Genomic DNA, 18,773 nt, shown 5'->3' with positions numbered 1-18,773 from the left:
ATTTTTGATACAATATGAGATGCAGTTCTCAGTTTTGAGATAAATTAAAGTGTTGGAACGTATAAATCCGACCAGGAGATCTAATGATATCGACTCCCATTCGACGATATGGGGCTACGATACTCATGTTGCTTACCTGTGTATTTTCAGGTGAGGTGCTGGCAAAGACGCACACCACAACAGCGAGTCATCAAGCCCCGGTAACAAAGACAAGTAGTATCAAGGTTAGCAGTAAACAAGAGTATTCTCGCAATAGTGTAAAGAGCAGCCCACTTCCTGATTTGCGACAATACCCTTCCGGAACACCAAGGAAAAAAGCGTTTCTCCGGACAGTGATGCCTTATATTACCAGCCAGAATGCGGCGATTACCGCCGATCGTAACTGGCTTGTGTCAAAACAGTACGATGCCCGTTGGTCGCCGACCGAACGCGCGCGTATGAAAGATATCACCCAGCGCTATAAGGTCAGCTGGTCCGGGAACACGCGTAAGATCCCGTGGAACTCGCTGCTTGAGCGTGTGGATATCATTCCTGGCAGCATGGTGGCGACCATGGCCGCAGCAGAAAGCGGCTGGGGTACCTCTAAACTGGCGCGTACCAACAACAATCTGTTTGGTATGAAATGCGGTAAAGGCAACTGCCAGAATGGGCCGGGCAAGGTGAAAGGGTACTCGCACTTCTCTTCTGTGAAAGAGTCGGTCGAAGCCTACGTGGTGAATCTGAACACCCATCCGGCCTACTCGTCCTTCCGTAAGTCCCGCGCGCAGCTGCGCAAGACGGACCAGGAAGTGACCGCCAGCACGATGATCCACAAGCTGAAAGGCTATTCAACGCGCGGGTCGAGCTACAACAACTACCTGTTCAGTATGTATCAGGATAACCAGCGTCTGATTGCGGCGCATATGTAATCGCGCAGTACGCTGAAAGAGAAAGACGCCTTCCATCGGAAGGCGTCTTTGTTTTATATCAGGGCTTCCCCGAAGCGTTCCCGGTACTCCTTTGGCGTGGTGTCGTACTCTTTTTTGAACACCGAATAGAAATACTGTAGCGACGGGTAGCCGCACATCTGCGAGATTTCGTTAATCGCCAGCGACGTGGACACCAGCAGGCTGCGCGCTTTCTCCAGCTTTTCGCTGTGGATCACCGCATGGATGGTTTCCCCTACCTCTTCCTTAAAGCGCTTTTCCAGATTCGAACGCGAGATGCCGACAGCGTCCAGCACCTGCTCCACCTTGATCCCCTTACAGGCGTTGTTGCGAATGTAGTGCATGGCCTGGATAACCGCCGGGTCGTCCAGCGAGCGGTAGTCGGTCGAGCGGCGCTCCACTACGCGCACCGGCGGCACCAGTAGGCGCTGGAGCGGCAGCGGCTCATCATCCAGCAGACGGTGCAACAGCTTCGCCGCCTGATAGCCCATCTGCCGCGTGCCCTGCGCGACGGAGGAGAGCGCCACGCGGGACAGGTAGCGCGTCAGCTCTTCGTTATCGATCCCGATGACGCACAGCTTTTCCGGCACCGGAATATGCAGATGCTCGCAGGCTTGCAGGATATGGCGGGCACGTGCGTCGGTAACGGCAATAATGCCCGTCTGCGGCGGCAACGTTTGCAGCCAGTCGGCAAGGCGGTTTTGCGCGTGCTGCCAGTTCTCCGGCGCGGTTTCCAGCCCCTGATAGACCACGCCACGGTATTTCTCCCTGGCGACCAGCTGGCAAAACGCATACTCGCGCTCCACTGCCCAACGCTTGCCGCTGGAGACCGGCAGCCCGTAAAACGCAAAGCGGTGAACGCCTTTATCTTTGAGATGCAGGAACGCGCTTTCAACCAGCGCGGCGTTGTCGGTGGCAATGTAGTGAACCGCCGGATACTGCTCCGGGCGATGGTAAGAACCGCCGATGCCGATAATAGGCACCTTCACGTCGGCCAGCAGCGCTTCAATTTCGGGGTCGTCATAGTCAGCGATGACGCCATCCCCGAGCCACTCTTTGATATTTTCGATTCGGGCGCGAAAATCCTCTTCAATGAAGATATCCCATTCCGACTGCGACGCCTGCAGGTATTCACCCACTCCTTCAACCACCTGACGGTCATAGGCTTTGTTGGCGTTAAACAGCAGCGTGATGCGGTGACGCTTCTCAAACATGGTGTGTTTCCTGATAAAACCACGATGGCGATACCGCTGAGTATCGCCATCTTTGCAACGCGCGTCGCGATCAGGCTCGCCGTTTTGTGGCGGAGTCCATCCAGACCGCCAGGAGCAGAATGGCGCCCTTGACGATGTACTGCCAGAAGGTGGGGACGTCCATCATACTCATGCCGTTATCCAGCGAGGCCATAATAAATGCGCCCATTACCGCGCCGGCAACGCTGCCGACCCCGCCCGCCAGGCTGGTGCCGCCGATAACGCAGGCGGCGATGGCATCCAGTTCGGCAATGTTCCCCGCCGACGGCGAGCCTGCGCCAAGACGCGAGCTCAGGATAAGCCCGGCGATCGCCACCATCAGGCCGTTAATCGCAAAGACGGCGAGCTTGGTGCGTTCGACGTTGATCCCCGACAGTCGCGCGGCCTCAAGGTTGCCGCCGATGGCGTAGATCCGGCGGCCAAAGGCGGTGCGGGTGGCCATGAACATGCCGCCGAGCAGCAGCAGCGCGAGCAGCAGCACTGGCGTCGGCACGCCGCGATAGTCGTTGAGCATCCAGATGGCGCCCAGCACAATGACCGCGGTTAACGACTGGCGCCCCACCACGCCCGTTGACGCAGGCGTCTCCAGTCCCAGCGCCTGGCGACGCATCCGCCCGCGCCACTGCCAGGCGACGAACAGCATCAGTCCCAGCACGCCGAGGATAAAGCCGATGCCGTCCGGTAAATAGCTCTGACCGATCTGCGACATGGCGGCGCTGGTCGGTGATACCGTTGTGCCGTTGGTGATACCGATGAGGATGCCGCGAAACGCCAGCATTCCCGCGAGGGTAACAATAAATGATGGCACCTTACGATAGGCCACCCACCATCCGTTCCACGCCCCCAGCAGCAGACCCAGCACCAGCGTTACGATAACCGTCAGCGGTAGCGGCCAGCCGAACCAGACGTCAAAAATCGCCGCGACGCCGCCGAGCAGACCCATCATCGACCCGACTGACAGGTCGATTTCCGCCGAGACGATCACAAACACCATCCCGACGGCCAGAATGCCGGTGATGGCGGTCTGGCGCAGCAGGTTGGAGACGTTGCGCGCGCTGAGGTAAGCGCCGTCGGTGGTCCAGGTGAAGAACAGCATGATCGCGATAATGGCGGCAATCATGACGAAAACCTGAAGGTTGAGGTTTTTTAGCCCGGCGAAGGCGGCGGGGGCCTGCGTGTTGAGCTTAAGTTCAGACGGGGTATTTTTCGACATGACGTTCGCTCCTCAATGCGGCTTCCATCACCTGCTCCTGGGTCAGATGGTCGTTGACCAGGTTGGCTTTCAGTTTACCTTCATGCATCACCAGCACGCGGTCGCTCAGGCCAAGCACTTCCGGCAGTTCGGAAGAGATGACGATAACCGCGATACCCTGTTGCACCAGTTGATTAATCAGTTTGTAGATTTCGTACTTCGCGCCGATATCGATACCACGCGTCGGCTCGTCGAGGATCAGAATGCGCGGGTTGAGCAGCAGGCAGCGGGCGAGAATCGCCTTTTGCTGGTTTCCGCCACTCAGGCGGCCAATGGCCAGATCCTGCGATGACGTTTTGACCTTAAGGCGCTGGATAGACTGTAAAATACAGTGCTGTTCCGCGGCATCGTTCAGGCTGCTTAATGGGCCGGTAAACTGGTCCAGCGCCGCGAGCGTAATGTTTTTCCCAACCGCCATCACCGGGACGATACCGTCTTTCTTGCGGTCTTCCGGCACCATCGCGATGCCGTGGGCGATAGCCTGCTGGCAGTTGGTGATTTTCACCGGCTCGCCGTCGATGAAAATTTGCCCCTCCCAGCGTCCGCGCCAGACGCCGAACAGACACTGCACTGCCTCGGTACGCCCGGCGCCGACCAGCCCGGCGACGCCGAGGATCTCGCCGCGCTTGAGCGTAAAGGAGATATCGTTAACCCGTTTAATGTGCCGGTTAACCGGGTGCCAGGCCGTCAGGTGCTCGACCCGCAGAATCTCCTCGCCGTGCTCGTGCGGATCGTTGGGGTACAGCGCGGTCAGTTCGCGTCCGACCATCATGGTGATGATGTCGTCTTCGCTCATACCGCTGGCGTCGCGGGTGCCGATATGCTGGCCGTCGCGAATCACGCAGATGGTGTCGGAAATGGCTTTGACCTCGTTGAGCTTGTGCGAAATATAAATACAGGCAATGCCGTGGTGCTGCAGGTCGCGAATAATATTCAGCAGCACCGCCGTCTCCTGTTCGGTCAGCGAGGCCGTGGGTTCATCAAGGATCAGTAATCGCACCTGCTTGTTCAGGGCCTTGGCGATTTCGACCAACTGCTGCTGGCCGAGACCGAGGTCGCCGACGCGGGTGTTGGGGGAAATCGGCAGGCTCACCTGCGCCAGCAGCTTCTCGCAGCGCAGGGTCATCTGGTCATAGTCGAGCACCCCATGCCGGGTAATTTCGGTCCCGAGAAAAATATTTTCCAGCACGGTTAAATGCTTAACCAGCGCCAGCTCCTGGTGGATGATGGCGATACCTTTACGTTCGGTATCGCGAATATGGGTCGCCTGCAACGGTTCGCCAGAAAACACAATGTCGCCGTCGAAGGTACCGTGCGGATAGATGCCGCACAGCACTTTCATGAGTGTGGATTTTCCGGAACCATTTTCGCCGCACAGCGACACCACTTCGCCGGCGTTCAGGCGCAGGCTGACGTTATCGATAGCTTTTACCGCCCCGAAGGTTTTGGTAATGCTCTTCATTTCAAGTAAATAAGGCATACATGCTCCACGTCTTTCGGAACACCGTAATGCCCCCGTGAGGGGGGCAACAGCAATTACAGGTCGCTCTTCTTGTGGAAACCGTCTTTGATCACGGTTTCGTCGATGTTGCTCTTATTCACTTCAATCGGCGTCAGCAGGCGGGCGGGTACCTCTTTCAGGCCGTTATTGAGCGTGGCGTCAGATTTCGGCTGCTGGCCGTTACCGAGCTCGACGGCGATTTCCGCTGCGGTGGTGGCGAGCTGGGTGATCGGCTTGTAGACCGTCATGGTCTGCGTACCCTGCATAATGCGCTTCACGCCAGCCAGGTCGGCGTCCTGACCGGATATCGCCACTTTGCCCGCCAGCCCCTGCGCGCTCAGCGCCTGAATAGCGCCGCCTGCAGTTGCATCGTTAGAAGCGACCACCGCGTCGATTTTGTTATTGTTCGCCGTGAGCGCATTTTCCATAATTTTCAGCGCGTTTTCCGGTAACCAGCCGTCGGCCCACTGGTCGCCGACCACTTTTATTTTGCCGCTGTCGATATACGGTTTTAAGACTTTCATCTGTCCGGCGCGGAACATCTTGGCGTTGTTATCCACCGGCGAACCGCCCATTAGGAAATAGTTGCCCGTCGGTACCTTATTCACCAGGCTCTGAGCCTGCATCTCGCCGACTTTTTCGTTATCAAATGAGATATAGAAATCGATATCTGCATTATTAATCATACGGTCATAGGCCAGAACTTTAATACCTTCCTGCTTGGCTTCTTTAATTACGTTACTTAATACCTGGCCGTTATAAGGAATAATAACAAGCACATCGACGCCGCGATTGATCATATTTTCAATCTGCGACATTTGGGTTTCTTCGTTGCCATTGGCGGATTGTACAAATACTTTTGCACCCAACGATTCTGCTTTGCTGACAAAAATATCGCGGTCTTTCTGCCAGCGTTCGAGGCGCAGGTCATCGATGGCCATGCCGATTTTGACTTCTTTGGCGATGCCCGCCATGCTGGTTAACAGAAGCGACGAGGCGCAAAGGGTGAGGCAAAGGTTCTTTATCTTCATAATCTTAATACCTTTTGTAGGGTTATCGAGAGAGCGATAAAAGAAACTGGCACGACGTATACGCAGCAAATTTTTAACATGTGAGATGAATCTGGCAATTACAGATTTTTATCTTCTGGTTATGATATTTGGTTTATTTCCCAATTTATGACCGTGATCTGATTTTAATACCGGGTGGGTGGTGTCAACTGGGCAATATTTTGCGACCCAGTGCACGTTTGTGGATTCTCTTAATCGCAGTGTGAAATAACGTAATTGAGCGCGGCGAAATCAGCACACAGTATTACTGCACAATCTGATATTTGCCGCGTCCTGATAATGGAGTTCAATTATGCAAGCTTATTTCGATCAACTCGAACGTGTTCGTTATGAAGGCCCGAAAACGCAAAATCTGCTGGCGTTTCGCCACTACAACCCGGATGAACTGGTGCTTGGCAAGCGCATGGAAGATCACCTGCGTTTCGCCGCCTGCTACTGGCACACCTTCTGCTGGAATGGGGCGGATATGTTCGGCGTGGGGTCGTTCGATCGCCCGTGGCAGCAGCCCGGCGAAGCGATTGCCCTGGCGAAGCGTAAAGCCGACGTGGCCTTTGAGTTCTTTCACAAGCTGAATGTGCCGTACTACTGCTTCCATGACGTCGACGTCTCCCCGGAAGGCGCCACGCCCAAAGAGTACCTGAATAATTTTGCGCAGATGGTCGACGTGCTGGCGGAAAAACAGCAGCAAAGTGGCGTGAAGCTGCTGTGGGGCACGGCAAACTGCTTTACCAACCCGCGCTATGGCGCTGGCGCGGCCACCAACCCGGACCCGGAAGTCTTCAGTTGGGCGGCGACCCAGGTGGTGACCGCCATGAACGCCACCCATAAGCTGGGCGGGGAAAACTACGTGCTGTGGGGCGGTCGCGAAGGGTATGAAACGTTGTTGAACACCGACCTGCGTCAGGAGCGCGAGCAGCTTGGCCGCTTCATGCAGATGGTGGTCGAGCACAAGCACAAGACGGGTTTTCGCGGTACGCTGCTGATCGAGCCGAAGCCGCAGGAGCCGACCAAGCACCAGTACGACTATGACGTCGCCACCGTGTACGGCTTCCTGAAGCAGTTTGGTCTGGAAAAAGAGATCAAAGTGAACATCGAAGCAAACCACGCCACGCTCGCGGGCCACTCGTTCCATCACGAAATCGCTTCGGCGATCGCGCTTGGCGTGTTTGGCTCGGTAGATGCTAACCGCGGCGACGCGCAGCTTGGATGGGATACCGATCAGTTCCCGAACAGCGTGGAAGAAAACGCGCTGGTGATGTATGAAATCATCAAAGCGGGCGGCTTCACCACCGGCGGTCTGAACTTTGACGCCAAGGTACGCCGTCAGAGTACCGATAAATACGATCTGTTCTACGGTCATATCGGCGCGATGGACACGATGGCGCTGGCGCTGAAAGTGGCGGCGCGGATGATTGAAGACGGCGAGCTGGATAAGCGCGTGGCGCGCCGCTACGCGGGCTGGAACGGTGAACTTGGGCAGCAAATCCTCAAAGGGCAGATGTCGCTCGCCGAGATTGCCAGGTACGCTGAACAGCATAACCTGGCGCCGCAGCACCACAGCGGTCACCAGGAGCTGCTGGAAAACCTGGTCAATCATTACCTGTTCGACAAGTAAATTACCACTGCGCCACGGTTTCCGTGGCGCGACGTTAAGGAGTCGTCGCTATGTATATCGGGATCGATCTGGGCACCTCCGGGGTAAAGGTTATCCTCGTAGGCGAGCAGGGCGAGGTGATTGCCTCGCAGACCGAAAAATTAACCGTTTCGCGCCCGCATCCGCTATGGTCTGAGCAGGATCCCGAGCAGTGGTGGCAGGCCACGGATACCGCCATGAAGGCGCTCGCGGCGCAGCATTCGCTGCGCGAGGTCAGGGCGTTAGGCATTGCCGGGCAGATGCATGGCGCCACGCTGCTGGATAAACAGCAGCGCGTCCTGCGCCCGGCGATTTTATGGAACGACGGACGCTGCGCCGAAGAGTGCGCGCTGCTGGAAGCGGCGGTGCCGCGTTCGCGTGATATTACCGGCAACCTGATGATGCCGGGCTTTACCGCGCCAAAATTGCTGTGGGTGCGGCGCCATGAGCCAGACGTCTTCCGTCAGGTCGACAAGGTGCTGTTGCCAAAAGATTATTTGCGTCTGCGCATGACCGGCGTGTTCGCCAGCGATATGTCCGATGCGGCGGGAACGCTGTGGATGGATGTGGCGAAGCGCGACTGGAGCGACGAGATGCTGGCGGCGTGCGGGCTTCGCCGCGATAACATGCCGACGCTGTTTGAGGGTTGCGATATGACCGGCACCCTGCTGCCCGAGGTGTCGCAGGCCTGGCAGATGCCCGTCGTCCCTGTTGTGGCGGGCGGCGGCGACAACGCTGCGGGCGCCGTCGGCGTGGGGATGGCCGATGCCGGACAGGCGATGCTGTCGCTGGGGACATCAGGCGTCTATTTTGCCGTCAGCGAGGGTTTTCTCAGCAAACCGGAGAGCGCCGTGCACAGCTTCTGCCATGCCTTACCAGGCCGCTGGCACCTGATGTCGGTGATGCTCAGCGCCGCCTCCTGCCTTGACTGGGCGGCGAAGCTGACTGGTCTGGGCGATGTGCCTGCGCTGCTTGCCGCCGCGCAAGCGGCGGATAACACCGCCGATCCGGTGTGGTTTTTACCTTATCTCTCCGGTGAGCGCACGCCGCACAACAACCCCAACGCCAAAGGCGTCTTTTTCGGCCTGACGCATCAGCACGGCCCGGCGGAGCTGGCGCTGGCGGTACTGGAGGGCGTCGGTTTTGCGCTGGCGGACGGTATGGACGTGGTGCATGCCTGCGGGGTGAAGCCTGCCAGCATTACCCTTATCGGCGGCGGCGCGCGCAGCGCCTGGTGGCGGCAGATGCTGGCGGATATCAGCGGTCTGACGCTCGACTACCGCACCGGCGGCGACGTTGGCCCGGCGCTGGGCGCGGCACGGCTGGCGCAACTGGCCCTGCATCCGGGCAAACCGTTTGCCGACCTGCTGGCGCAACTGCCGCTTGAGCAGGCGCACTGTCCCGACGCGGCGCGAACCGCCTGCTACGCGCCACGCCGCGAGACGTTCCGCAAACTGTATCAGCAACTGGCGCCGCTGATGTCCTGATACGAAAAAGGCCGCAGGGCGTTACCCCTGCGGCCTGTCCGGGCGCTTGTTGCCATTACGGCAGCGGTGACGCCCACCCGAGCATTACCTTCTGTTTTCGAGCCAGCCAACGATCAGACTGGCGATAATAGCCGCGACGATCGGTGCGGCGATATCGTGCCAGAAAGCGATGCCAAACTGTGCAAGCGTCATGATAGCTGTCCAGTTGCAATGGCAACTGTTCGCGGCTATCCTGTTGCTGTTGAGACAAAGGTTAGCCCCCGTTATGTTGCCTGGTGAATACCAAACAGCGTTCGGGGGTTTTCTCTATCTAACGACTGCGTCGCCAGGTATAACCCCCGCAACGCTGCGCCTCCCTCAGTACTGAGGTTGACGGGCATCTTACAAAGCTTGAACGTCAGCCGCCAACCGTACAAGCGCGATTAACCACAGAATGTCCGAAACCGGCCTTCTTGCCTTCAGAAAGAGGGGGCTAACTTACCCACCTTCGACGGTCGACGCGCTGCACCAGCATTGACAGCAGCAGGCTGGCGGCGAGGGTGACGGCGAAAACCCAGACAATATCCAGCAGCGGCCAGCGCTGAACCTCAACACCGCCAGAGCGCAGCGCGTTGATAACCAGCGCGTGAAAGCCGTAGATACCCAACGAATGCCGGGAGATAAGGCTAAGCCCCGGAAGTTCCCGCTGGTTTAGCGTGTTCTTCACCAGCGTTAGCAGCGTGACGGCGCAGATAAACACCATCGGGCCACAGTAGAGGTACCAGGTATCGGCGAAATTTCCCCGCCATTGCAGTTCGTGCAGCGTCCCCCGCGAAATCACCCACACCGAGACGGCAAACAGCGCCGCGCACAGCAGCGTCAGCGGTTTTTTCTCGGTATCCATCATGCCTATCGCCCGTCCGAGCAGGCCGTACAGCACGTAGTAGAAGGTATCGCCGTCGATATACAGATTCACCGGCAGCCACTCGAAGCCGCCTGCTTTTTGCGCCACGGTGTTGGGGTTTGCCACCACGCCGAGCACGACAGTCAGCGCCAGCAGCATTTTCCCGCTGACGCTTTTGACCTGAATCAGCGGGGAGAGCAGGTAAATCACGAAAATCGCGAAGAAAAACCATAAATGGTAGAACACCGGCTTTTGCAGCAGGTTTCTCAGCGACAGCTCAATGTTGATGCGGGTGAACAGCAGGATATACAGCAGGGCGACGGCGCTGTAAAACAGCAGGCACAAGCCGATACGCAGGAAGTGGCGTGGTTGGGCGCTGCGTTCACCGAAAAACAGGTAGCCGGAGATCATAAAGAACAGCGGCACGCTGACGCGGGAGGCGGCGTTAAGCAGGTTGGCGATGTCCCAGTTCACCATCCCGACGCTTTGCGCATGGGTGACCGCCCAGGTGGTGGTGTGGATCATCACCACCATTAAACAGGCTATCCCTCGTAAATTTGTTATCCAGTGTATCTTTCCCGACATCAATTCCTCAATGGTGTTGTCTTAAAGCCAGTGTGACTGTCTGTGATTTCAGATGTGCCTTTGGAATTTTCTGAGTTTGCCTTTTTCGGCTTGTCTGTGGACAAAGAGGTACGCACAATGCAGCTTCAGATAGCACTCAATGCTAAAGAATTACAATAACAGCCAATTAACACGGCGGTAATAAAAAATGATGATGAAGTATTTCACACCGGTGCTGTTGTTAGCGCTGCTGGCAGGGTGCAGTTCCCCTCCGCCGCCGGAACAAAAAGCGCAGCGGGCAAAAGCCGATCCCCGGCGTTCGCTCGACATGGAGCAACTGTGCAAACAGACTGCCGCGCATCGCTACAATACCGGGGCGCAGAAAATCGACATGACCGGCTTTGAGCAGTTCCAGGGCGGCTATGAGCTGCGCGGCTTTACGGCGCGCAATGAGGGCTTTGTCTGCTCTTTCGACCCCGACGGTCAATTTTTGCACCTTTCGATGCGCTAAAACGCCGTTTCCGGGCCGGGGAAAGCACAACTTTCCCCAATTTTCCTTAAACAATACCCTTTCATACTGTATATCTCGCAGCCAGCGGGTATACTCAATGCTTCCTTTAAATCCACACGTATCCAGCACGAAAGAATATGCAAAAGTTTGATACCAGGACTTTCCAGGGCCTGATCCTGACCTTACAGGATTACTGGGCTCGTCAGGGCTGCACCATTGTTCAACCACTGGACATGGAAGTCGGCGCTGGCACCTCCCATCCGATGACCTGTCTGCGCGCGCTTGGCCCGGAGCCAATGGCGACTGCTTATGTGCAGCCGTCCCGCCGCCCGACCGACGGCCGTTATGGTGAAAACCCGAACCGTTTACAGCACTACTACCAGTTTCAGGTGGTGATTAAGCCGTCTCCAGACAATATTCAGGAGCTGTATCTCGGATCCCTGAAAGAGCTGGGCATGGACCCGACCATTCACGACATTCGTTTCGTGGAAGATAACTGGGAAAACCCAACGTTGGGTGCCTGGGGTCTGGGCTGGGAAGTGTGGCTGAACGGCATGGAAGTGACGCAGTTCACCTACTTCCAGCAGGTTGGCGGCCTGGAGTGTAAACCGGTGACCGGTGAAATTACTTACGGCCTGGAACGTCTGGCGATGTACATTCAGGGCGTAGACAGCGTTTACGACCTGGTCTGGAGCGACGGCCCGCTGGGTAAAACCACCTACGGCGACGTGTTCCATCAGAACGAAGTGGAGCAGTCCACTTACAACTTCGAATACGCGGACGTCGACTTCCTGTTCTCCTGCTTTGAGCAGTACGAGAAAGAAGCGCAACAGCTGCTGGCGCTGGAAAACCCGCTGCCGCTGCCTGCCTACGAGCGTATTCTGAAGGCCGCCCATAGCTTCAACTTGCTGGATGCGCGTAAAGCCATCTCCGTCACCGAGCGTCAGCGCTATATTCTGCGCATCCGCACCCTGACCAAAGCAGTGGCAGAAGCCTACTACGCTTCCCGTGAGGCCCTCGGCTTCCCGATGTGCAACAAGAATAAATAAGAGGCGGCCATGTCTGAGAAAACTTTCCTGGTGGAAATCGGCACTGAAGAGCTGCCACCAAAAGCCCTGCGCAGCCTGGCGGAATCTTTTGCTGCGAACTTTACGGCGGAGCTGGATAACGCGGGCCTCGCGCACGGCAACGTTGAGTGGTTTGCGGCTCCACGTCGTCTGGCGCTGAAAGTGGCGAAGCTGGCTGCATCTCAGCCCGATCGCGAAGTCGAAAAACGTGGTCCAGCGGTGTCTGCGGCGTTTGACGCCGAAGGCCACCCGAGCAAAGCGGCAGAAGGCTGGGCGCGCGGCTGCGGGATCACCGTAGACCAGGCCGAGCGTATGGTCACCGATAAAGGCGAATGGCTGCTGTATCGCGCCCACGTGAAGGGCGAAAGCGCACAAGCGCTGCTGCCAAATATGGTGGCAACGTCACTGGCGAAACTGCCAATCCCGAAACTGATGCGCTGGGGCGCGTCCGACGTGCAGTTCGTGCGTCCGGTACACACCGTGACCCTGCTGCTCGGCAGCGACGTCATTCCTGCGACCATCCTGGGTATTACGTCCGATCGCGTGATTCGCGGCCATCGCTTTATGGGCGAGCCGGAGTTCACCATCGATACGGCTGACCAGTACCCGCAAATCCTGCTGGAGCGCGGCAAAGTCATTGCCGACTACGAGCAGCGTAAGGCGGCGATCAAAGCCGATGCCGAAGCGGCGGCGCGCAAGATTGGCGGCAACGCCGACCTGAGCGAAAGCCTGCTGGAAGAGGTAACGTCGCTGGTGGAATGGCCGGTGGTGCTGACCGCGAAGTTCGAAGAGAAATTCCTCAAGGTGCCTGCGGAAGCGCTGGTATACACCATGAAGGGCGACCAGAAGTATTTCCCGGTCTACGATGCGGCGGGCAAACTGCTGCCGAACTTCATTTTCGTCGCCAACATCGAATCGAAAGATCCGCAGCAGATTATCTCCGGTAACGAGAAAGTCGTGCGCCCGCGTCTGGCGGATGCCGAATTCTTCTTCAACACCGACCGCAAAAAGCGTCTGGAAGACCATCTGCCGCGTCTGGACACTGTACTGTTCCAGCAGCAGCTTGGCACGCTGCGCGACAAAACCGACCGTATCGAAGAGCTGTCCGGCTGGATTGCCCGCCAGATTGGCGCGGATGTTAACCACGCGACCCGCGCGGGTCTGCTCTCCAAGTGCGACCTGATGACCAACATGGTGTTCGAATTCACCGACACCCAGGGCATCATGGGCATGCACTACGCGCGTCACGATGGCGAAGCGGAAGAGGTGGCCGTGGCGCTGAACGAACAGTATCAGCCGCGTTTCGCCGGTGATGAACTGCCGTCTAACCTCGTGGCCTGCGCGGTGGCGATCGCCGACAAGATGGATACCCTGGCGGGTATCTTCGGCATCGGCCAGCATCCGAAAGGCGACAAAGACCCGTTTGCGCTGCGTCGTGCTGCGCTGGGCGTGCTGCGTATCATCGTTGAGAAGAACCTTTCCCTCGATCTGCAGACTCTCACCGAAGAAGCGGTACGTCTGTACGGCGAGAAGCTGACTAACGCCAACGTTGTCGACGACGTTATCGACTTTATGCTGGGCCGTTTCCGCGCCTGGTATCAGGACGAAGGCTATGCGGTTGACACCATTCAGGCGGTGCTGGCGCGTCGTCCGACCCGTCCGGCGGATTTCGATGCCCGCATGAAGGCGGTAACCTACTTCCGTACGCTGGAAGAGGCCGCGGCGCTGGCGGCGGCGAACAAGCGTGTTTCCAATATTCTGGCGAAATCTGACGAGACGCTGAACGATATCGTTCACGCCTCCGTGCTGAAAGAAGCCGCGGAAATCAAGCTTGCCGGTAACCTGGTCGTGCTGCGCGACAAGCTGCAGCCGTACTTTGCCGAAGGCCGCTATCAGGATGCGCTGATCGAGCTGGCGCAGCTGCGCGAGCCGGTGGATGAGTTCTTCGAAAACGTGATGGTCAATGCCGATGACAAAGACATCCGCGTTAACCGTCTGACGCTGCTCTCCAAACTGCGCGAGCTGTTCCTGCAGGTAGCGGATATATCGCTGCTGCAATAAGCGTGACAATACTGAAAAACCCGCCCCGGCGGGTTTTTTTTATGTCTGCGCCGGGTCGTCTATTCCACCATCACCCGCGACAAACGTCCTCACAAAAACTGCGTATTGAGCTTCTCTCCCGGTTGGGCGAATACCTGGTCGAAAAAAACAAACTTGATATTCCCCTCATGGTGCCGTTATCCTGTGCCCCGACGACCTCCTCGTCATCTCTGGAGCACACGCTGAAAATGAACAAACACGACTGATGAATTTCGAGCCTTGCTAAACGCGAACGCGTCGGCAGGGGCTGTGTTGATTTCATTCAGGAGTGCTTATGGCTCATTGTGCGCAATCCCCTTCTTTTATCCTGCATCAGGTTACCTGTCAGTTTTCGACGGGCGACACCCTTTTTGGTCCGCTGAGTTTATCGCTGGAGCCGTCGCTGTGCGGTCTTGTCGGGCGTAACGGCAGCGGAAAAACACGTTTACTGCATCTGCTGGCGGGGCGGGAAGCGCCCGACGCCGGGCACATCGAACGTTTCACCTCCCGGGCGTTGGTGGCTCAACAGCACGATGTGGCGGCGAAGACGACTCTGGCCGAATTGCTCGGTTACGGCGATATTTTTGCCGCCCGTCAGCGTATCGACCGCGGCGATTACCAGCCTGACGATCTCGAGCGGCTGGAGGGGTTCTGGGATCTACCGGAACGGTTGAGCGAGGCCTTCGCCGGGGCGGGACTGTCTGTTTTTGACCCGAACCTCTCCGCCGCCTCGCTCAGCGGCGGCGAGCGGGTGCGGGCGCTGCTGTGCGGCGCTTTCACCGCCAGCGCCGGTTTTTTACTGCTCGACGAGCCAACCAACCACCTCGACCGTCAGGGGCGCGAGTGGCTGTATGACATGCTCTCCCGCTGGCGGGGCGGGGCGCTTATCGCCACCCATGACCGCGAGCTGCTGGCGCTGATGCCGCGTATTCTGGAACTTTCGCCCACCAGTCTGCGCAGCTACGGCGGTAACTACGACGATTACCAGCGTCAGCGGGATGCCGAACAGCAGGCGGCCCGCGCGGCGCTGGATCATGCGGCAACGGCGCGCAAACGCACCCGCGCGCGGATGCAAAAAGAGCACGACGCCAGCCAGCGGCGTTCGGCGAAGACCCTGCGCACGGTAGATACGCTTAATATCGCCTCGTTTGAACGGGTGAAGTACAAAATGGCGGCCAAAGAGCGCATTGGCGCATGGGGCAAACAGCACCGGGAACAAAACGACGCCCTCAGTGCCGCAGTAAACCAGGCGCGGGAGCGCGTTGAGGAGGATAACCCGGTGATTTTTACGCTACCCGGCAGCCAGGTTGCGGAGGGAAAACAGACGCTGGTGCTGGAGCAACTGGTGCTGCCGCACGTGGCGCTTGCGCCGTTTGACTGGCGGATGAGGGGGCCGATGCGCGTCGCGCTGCGCGGCCCTAACGGCTGTGGAAAATCGACGCTGCTCAAGGTGATCCTCGGCGAAGAGACGGCGGTATCGGGCACCTGCGCGGTGCCGGTAAACACCGCGTATCTCGACCAGCATCTGTCGCAACTGGACCTGTCGCTTTCCGTAATGGCGCACCTTAGCCTCGGTGACACGCCGCTGGAAGAGGGGGTCGTGCGCAGCCGTCTGGCGCAGCTACAACTAGGGGCGGATAAAGTGATGCTGCCGCTGGCATCGCTGAGCGGCGGGGAGCGCCTGAAGGCGGCGCTGGCCTGCGTACTCTGGCAGCGCGAGGCCACACAATTGCTGCTGCTCGATGAGCCGACAAACCATCTGGATCTCGCCTCGACGCAGGCCATTGAAGCGGCGCTGGCGGAGTTTCCCGGCGCGATGCTGGTGGTGTCGCATGATGAGGGATTTTTACGTGGGCTGAAACTGACTCATGAGCTGGTGTGGCATGAAGCGGGTTGGCGCTGCGAGGCGTTATAAAACCAAACCCCCCGCGACGGCGGGGGGTAAACAAAACATACTCATTCCATCAACTGTTTGCTAATCATGGGGTTGGCATTAATCAGACGCATTAACTTCAATTCGGTGGCTGACGGTTTCTCCCTCCGGGACTCCCACTCCTGAACCATTGCCACGCTAACGCCCATGGCTCTGGCAAAATCATCAATCTTCAGACCTGTGCCTTTACGCAATTGCTCAAATTCACTAAAGGCTGAGGACTTTGGGGTCAAGGTTGCTGTCTTTGTCACGTCTTTAAAAACAATATACTCAAGACTACTCAATAGTTCTGACATCGGATCTTTATATTCCATTGAGAACTCCTCTGAATCACACTGCGGGAACGTGAATTTCTAAGAGCTCATTAAGAATAGTCATTAAAATGGATGAGGGCGGAAGGCAAAAAGGATTATTCGTGCGATTGTCCGATCTGACTCGATTCGGCTTTTGGGTTGCCAGCAGTAATTCGTTGATTCCACATCGCCAACGGTATCTTTATTTTTTTTTGTAAATCGATATCAGCGTAGTGGCTGTAGCGCCGGTGTTTTTTCCGCCGGAAGAATGCAGGAAGGGGTATCTTGCGAGGCGCTCCTGGACTATCCTTGTCAGCGTCAGGCACGTGTGTGTCAGTTTGCGCTTTTTTGGCTGAAAGGAGTAATAAAATGGCGACAGGAAAGTCCTGCTCTCGCTGGTTTGCGCCTGTTGCGGCGTTATTAATGGTGGTTAGCCTGAGTGGGTGTTTTGATAAAGAAGGCGATCAGCGCAAAGCGTTTATCGACTTCCTGCAGAATACGGCGATGCGCAGCGGCGAGCGACTGCCGACGCTGACGGCCGATCAGAAAAAACAGTTTGGCCCGTTCGTCTCCGATTACGCCGTGATTTACGGCTATTCACAGCAGGTCAACCAGGCGATGGATGCCGGTCTGCGTCCGGTCGTCGACAGCGTGAACGCCATCCGCGTACCGCAGGATTACATGACCCAGCGCGAACCGCTGCGTCAGGCTAATGGGGCGTTGGGTGTACTGAGCCAGCAGCTGGAGAACGCCAAAATGCAGGCTGATGCCGCGCATTCCGCGCTGAAGCAGGCGGACGACCTGAAGCCGGTCTTCGATCAGGTGTACGGTAAAGTGGTAACGGCGCCGGCGAACGCGCTGCAGCCGCTGATCCCGGCCGCGCAGGTCTTCACGCAGCAACTGGTGCAGGTAGGGGATTATGTCGCGCAACAGGGCACGCAGGTGAGCTTTGTGGCGAACGGTATTCAGTTCCCGACCTCTCAGCAGGCAAGCCAGTACAACACGCTGATTGGACCGCTGGCCTCTCAGCATCAGGCCTTTACCCAGGCCTGGACCGCGACGGTAAACGCCACGCGCTAACAGCTAACGCCGGGTGATACTGCTGTTCACCCGGCGTACCCAACTTCCGAATACTCACATCACCTGCGGGTTCACGCAGTTTTTCTCTGGCTTACCGTTGAGCGCATCAATCAGGTTATCGACCGCCGTGGCCGCCATACTGTAACGCGTTTCGTGCGTTGCCGAACCGATATGCGGCAGGGCGACGACGTTTTGCATCGTCAGTAGCGGCGAATCAACCGCCAGCGGTTCATGCTCAAACACGTCCAGACCGGCGGCATGGATTTCACCGTTGCGTAACGCGGCGATCAGCGCCTGCTCGTCGACCACCGGCCCACGCCCCGCGTTGATGAAAATCGCGGACGGCTTCATCTTTTTAAACTGCGCTTCGCCGAACAGGTGACGCGTCTCCTCGGTTAACGGCAGGATCAGGCAGACGAAATCGGCCTCCTGCAGCAGCGTATCGAGATCGCAATAGCGCGCCTGGAAGCGTTCTTCCGCTTCGCTGTGCTGACGGCGGGCGTTGTAGAGAATCGGCATGCTAAAGCCGAAGTGGGCGCGCTGGGCCAGCGCCATGCCGATGCGTCCCATCCCGACGATGCCCAGCGTTTTATGATGCACGTCGGTGCCGAACCAGTCCGCATCGATGCTTTTTTTCCACTCCCCGGCCTTCACCCGTTCCGCGACCTCCACTACGCGGCGGGCGGTGCTCAGCACCAGCGCCATCAGGGTATCGGCGACGGTTTCCGTCAGCGCGGCGGGGGTGTGCATCAGCAGTACCCGGCGCGCGTTGAGGGCGTCAACGTCGAAATTGTCATAGCCGACGGAAATGGTCGATGCGGCGCGAAGCGCGGGCATTTTCGCCAGCAGGGCGGCATCCACGCTCTCGCTTGACCCTAACAGGCCCACGGCGCTGGCGAAGGCATCGGCATGCTGCTGCACGGTGTCGGGATGCAGGTTTTTCACCTGCGTCACCGTGAAGTGCGCCTCCAGGCGTTGTAGCAGATCGTCAGGCAACGTTTTGTAGAGAATAACGGATGGCTTCATGACGTATCTCCGTAATAAAGGGGCTCAGGCGGGCCCGGCGGACAGTACGCCGCCGGACCGGGAGTTACTGCAGCGGGCTTAAGGTTATCTCGACGCGACGGTTCTGCGCTTTACCTTCAGTCGTGCTGTTGCTGGCGATCGGGTTCGCCGGACCCATGCCGGTGGTGCGGATGCGGTTGGCGGCAACGCCCTGGGTGATCAGAGAGCTGGCTACG

17 protein-coding genes are annotated in these 18,773 nt (G+C 57.8%); 8 read left to right on the top strand and 9 right to left on the bottom strand.

Features of this window, described 5'->3' with window-relative positions:
* The first annotated feature begins 83 nt into the window (after window positions 1-83).
* Window positions 84-908 carry a protein bax gene (locus JO226_RS21660; RefSeq protein WP_296407322.1) on the top strand — a complete coding sequence of 275 codons (825 nt, stop codon included), beginning with the start codon at window positions 84-86 and terminating at the stop codon, window positions 906-908.
* Between the two features lie 53 nt (window positions 909-961).
* On the opposite strand, the gene xylR is transcribed toward JO226_RS21660, so the two are convergent.
* From xylR to xylF, 4 genes are all read right to left on the bottom strand, one after another.
* Complete coding sequence (gene xylR, locus JO226_RS21655; RefSeq protein ID WP_296407319.1) at window positions 962-2,140, bottom strand: D-xylose utilization transcriptional activator XylR; 1,179 nt, start codon at window positions 2,138-2,140, stop codon at window positions 962-964.
* A 70-nt stretch (window positions 2,141-2,210) separates the two neighbouring features.
* Window positions 2,211-3,392, bottom strand: coding sequence for a xylose ABC transporter permease XylH (gene xylH / locus JO226_RS21650; RefSeq protein ID WP_296407316.1), 1,182 nt, complete (start codon window positions 3,390-3,392; stop codon window positions 2,211-2,213).
* Window positions 3,370-4,911 carry a xylose ABC transporter ATP-binding protein gene (locus JO226_RS21645; RefSeq protein WP_296407314.1) on the bottom strand — a complete coding sequence of 514 codons (1,542 nt, stop codon included), beginning with the start codon at window positions 4,909-4,911 and terminating at the stop codon, window positions 3,370-3,372. Before JO226_RS21645 ends, xylH begins: the two co-directional genes overlap by 23 nt.
* Before the next feature lie 56 nt (window positions 4,912-4,967).
* Window positions 4,968-5,963 (bottom strand): D-xylose ABC transporter substrate-binding protein, encoded by a 996-nt coding sequence (gene xylF, locus JO226_RS21640; protein ID WP_296407312.1) that lies wholly within the window; start codon window positions 5,961-5,963, stop codon window positions 4,968-4,970.
* 331 nt (window positions 5,964-6,294) lie between these two features.
* Here xylF and xylA point away from each other — a divergent pair, with 331 nt between their 5' ends.
* Window positions 6,295-7,617 carry a xylose isomerase gene (xylA, locus tag JO226_RS21635; RefSeq protein WP_296407310.1) on the top strand — a complete coding sequence of 441 codons (1,323 nt, stop codon included), beginning with the start codon at window positions 6,295-6,297 and terminating at the stop codon, window positions 7,615-7,617.
* Between the two features lie 50 nt (window positions 7,618-7,667).
* Complete coding sequence (gene xylB / locus JO226_RS21630) at window positions 7,668-9,122, top strand: xylulokinase (protein ID WP_296407308.1); 1,455 nt, start codon at window positions 7,668-7,670, stop codon at window positions 9,120-9,122.
* 84 nt (window positions 9,123-9,206) lie between these two features.
* Here the strand turns inward: xylB and JO226_RS21625 are convergent, their stop codons facing one another.
* On the bottom strand, window positions 9,207-9,314 hold the full coding sequence (locus tag JO226_RS21625) for a type I toxin-antitoxin system toxin Ldr family protein (protein WP_296407304.1): 108 nt from the start codon (window positions 9,312-9,314) through the stop codon (window positions 9,207-9,209).
* A gap of 280 nt (window positions 9,315-9,594) precedes the next feature.
* Window positions 9,595-10,590 carry an acyltransferase gene (locus JO226_RS21620; RefSeq protein WP_296407302.1) on the bottom strand — a complete coding sequence of 332 codons (996 nt, stop codon included), beginning with the start codon at window positions 10,588-10,590 and terminating at the stop codon, window positions 9,595-9,597.
* A gap of 187 nt (window positions 10,591-10,777) precedes the next feature.
* On the opposite strand from JO226_RS21620, the gene JO226_RS21615 reads away from it, so the two are divergent.
* The 4 genes from JO226_RS21615 (at window position 10,778) to JO226_RS21600 (ending at window position 16,141) form a co-directional block, all read left to right on the top strand.
* Entirely contained in the window at window positions 10,778-11,080 is a 303-nt protein-coding gene (locus JO226_RS21615) for a YsaB family lipoprotein (RefSeq protein ID WP_296407300.1), read from the top strand.
* Between the two features lie 137 nt (window positions 11,081-11,217).
* Entirely contained in the window at window positions 11,218-12,129 is a 912-nt protein-coding gene (glyQ, locus tag JO226_RS21610; RefSeq protein ID WP_004126458.1) for a glycine--tRNA ligase subunit alpha, read from the top strand.
* 9 nt (window positions 12,130-12,138) lie between these two features.
* Window positions 12,139-14,208, top strand: coding sequence for a glycine--tRNA ligase subunit beta (gene glyS, locus JO226_RS21605; RefSeq protein ID WP_296407286.1), 2,070 nt, complete (start codon window positions 12,139-12,141; stop codon window positions 14,206-14,208).
* A 313-nt stretch (window positions 14,209-14,521) separates the two neighbouring features.
* Window positions 14,522-16,141: an ABC-F family ATP-binding cassette domain-containing protein gene (locus JO226_RS21600; RefSeq protein WP_296407284.1), complete on the top strand. Its 1,620-nt coding sequence runs from the start codon at window positions 14,522-14,524 to the stop codon at window positions 16,139-16,141.
* Window positions 16,142-16,182: 41 nt separating this feature from the next.
* Here JO226_RS21600 and JO226_RS21595 read toward each other — a convergent pair whose 3' ends face one another.
* Window positions 16,183-16,473: an HTH-type transcriptional regulator gene (locus JO226_RS21595; RefSeq protein ID WP_296407282.1), complete on the bottom strand. Its 291-nt coding sequence runs from the start codon at window positions 16,471-16,473 to the stop codon at window positions 16,183-16,185.
* 348 nt (window positions 16,474-16,821) lie between these two features.
* Between JO226_RS21595 and JO226_RS21590 the strand changes: the two genes are divergently transcribed.
* On the top strand, window positions 16,822-17,532 hold the full coding sequence (locus JO226_RS21590; protein WP_296407280.1) for a DUF3053 domain-containing protein: 711 nt from the start codon (window positions 16,822-16,824) through the stop codon (window positions 17,530-17,532).
* A 54-nt stretch (window positions 17,533-17,586) separates the two neighbouring features.
* Here JO226_RS21590 and ghrB read toward each other — a convergent pair whose 3' ends face one another.
* Window positions 17,587-18,558, bottom strand: coding sequence for a glyoxylate/hydroxypyruvate reductase GhrB (gene ghrB / locus JO226_RS21585; protein ID WP_296407278.1), 972 nt, complete (start codon window positions 18,556-18,558; stop codon window positions 17,587-17,589).
* A gap of 64 nt (window positions 18,559-18,622) precedes the next feature.
* Window positions 18,623-18,773: OmpA family protein (locus tag JO226_RS21580; protein WP_367273576.1), on the bottom strand; the 151-nt coding region annotated here is incomplete at its 5' end.

The organism is Pluralibacter sp., assembly GCF_019237635.1.
Lineage (GTDB): Bacteria > Pseudomonadota > Gammaproteobacteria > Enterobacterales > Enterobacteriaceae > Enterobacter_B.
The sequence above is the reverse complement of the archived record's forward strand: the minus strand, read 5'-3'. Positions and strand labels throughout refer to the sequence as shown.

Bases quoted from the DNA above. Each gene is read 5' to 3' on its own strand.
- JO226_RS21625 (WP_296407304.1), bottom strand. From the start codon at position 9,314: ATGACGCTTGCACAGTTTGGCATCGCTTTCTGGCACGATATCGCCGCA.
- JO226_RS21660 (WP_296407322.1), top strand. From the start codon at position 84: ATGATATCGACTCCCATTCGACGATATGGGGCTACGATACTCATGTTG.
- xylF (WP_296407312.1), bottom strand. From the start codon at position 5,963: ATGAAGATAAAGAACCTTTGCCTCACCCTTTGCGCCTCGTCGCTTCTG.
- xylB (WP_296407308.1), top strand. From the start codon at position 7,668: ATGTATATCGGGATCGATCTGGGCACCTCCGGGGTAAAGGTTATCCTC.
- JO226_RS21620 (WP_296407302.1), bottom strand. From the start codon at position 10,590: ATGTCGGGAAAGATACACTGGATAACAAATTTACGAGGGATAGCCTGT.
- ghrB (WP_296407278.1), bottom strand. From the start codon at position 18,558: ATGAAGCCATCCGTTATTCTCTACAAAACGTTGCCTGACGATCTGCTA.
- xylR (WP_296407319.1), bottom strand. From the start codon at position 2,140: ATGTTTGAGAAGCGTCACCGCATCACGCTGCTGTTTAACGCCAACAAA.
- glyS (WP_296407286.1), top strand. From the start codon at position 12,139: ATGTCTGAGAAAACTTTCCTGGTGGAAATCGGCACTGAAGAGCTGCCA.
- glyQ (WP_004126458.1), top strand. From the start codon at position 11,218: ATGCAAAAGTTTGATACCAGGACTTTCCAGGGCCTGATCCTGACCTTA.
- xylA (WP_296407310.1), top strand. From the start codon at position 6,295: ATGCAAGCTTATTTCGATCAACTCGAACGTGTTCGTTATGAAGGCCCG.
- JO226_RS21595 (WP_296407282.1), bottom strand. From the start codon at position 16,473: ATGGAATATAAAGATCCGATGTCAGAACTATTGAGTAGTCTTGAGTAT.
- JO226_RS21645 (WP_296407314.1), bottom strand. From the start codon at position 4,911: ATGCCTTATTTACTTGAAATGAAGAGCATTACCAAAACCTTCGGGGCG.
- JO226_RS21590 (WP_296407280.1), top strand. From the start codon at position 16,822: ATGGCGACAGGAAAGTCCTGCTCTCGCTGGTTTGCGCCTGTTGCGGCG.
- JO226_RS21600 (WP_296407284.1), top strand. From the start codon at position 14,522: ATGGCTCATTGTGCGCAATCCCCTTCTTTTATCCTGCATCAGGTTACC.
- JO226_RS21615 (WP_296407300.1), top strand. From the start codon at position 10,778: ATGATGATGAAGTATTTCACACCGGTGCTGTTGTTAGCGCTGCTGGCA.
- xylH (WP_296407316.1), bottom strand. From the start codon at position 3,392: ATGTCGAAAAATACCCCGTCTGAACTTAAGCTCAACACGCAGGCCCCC.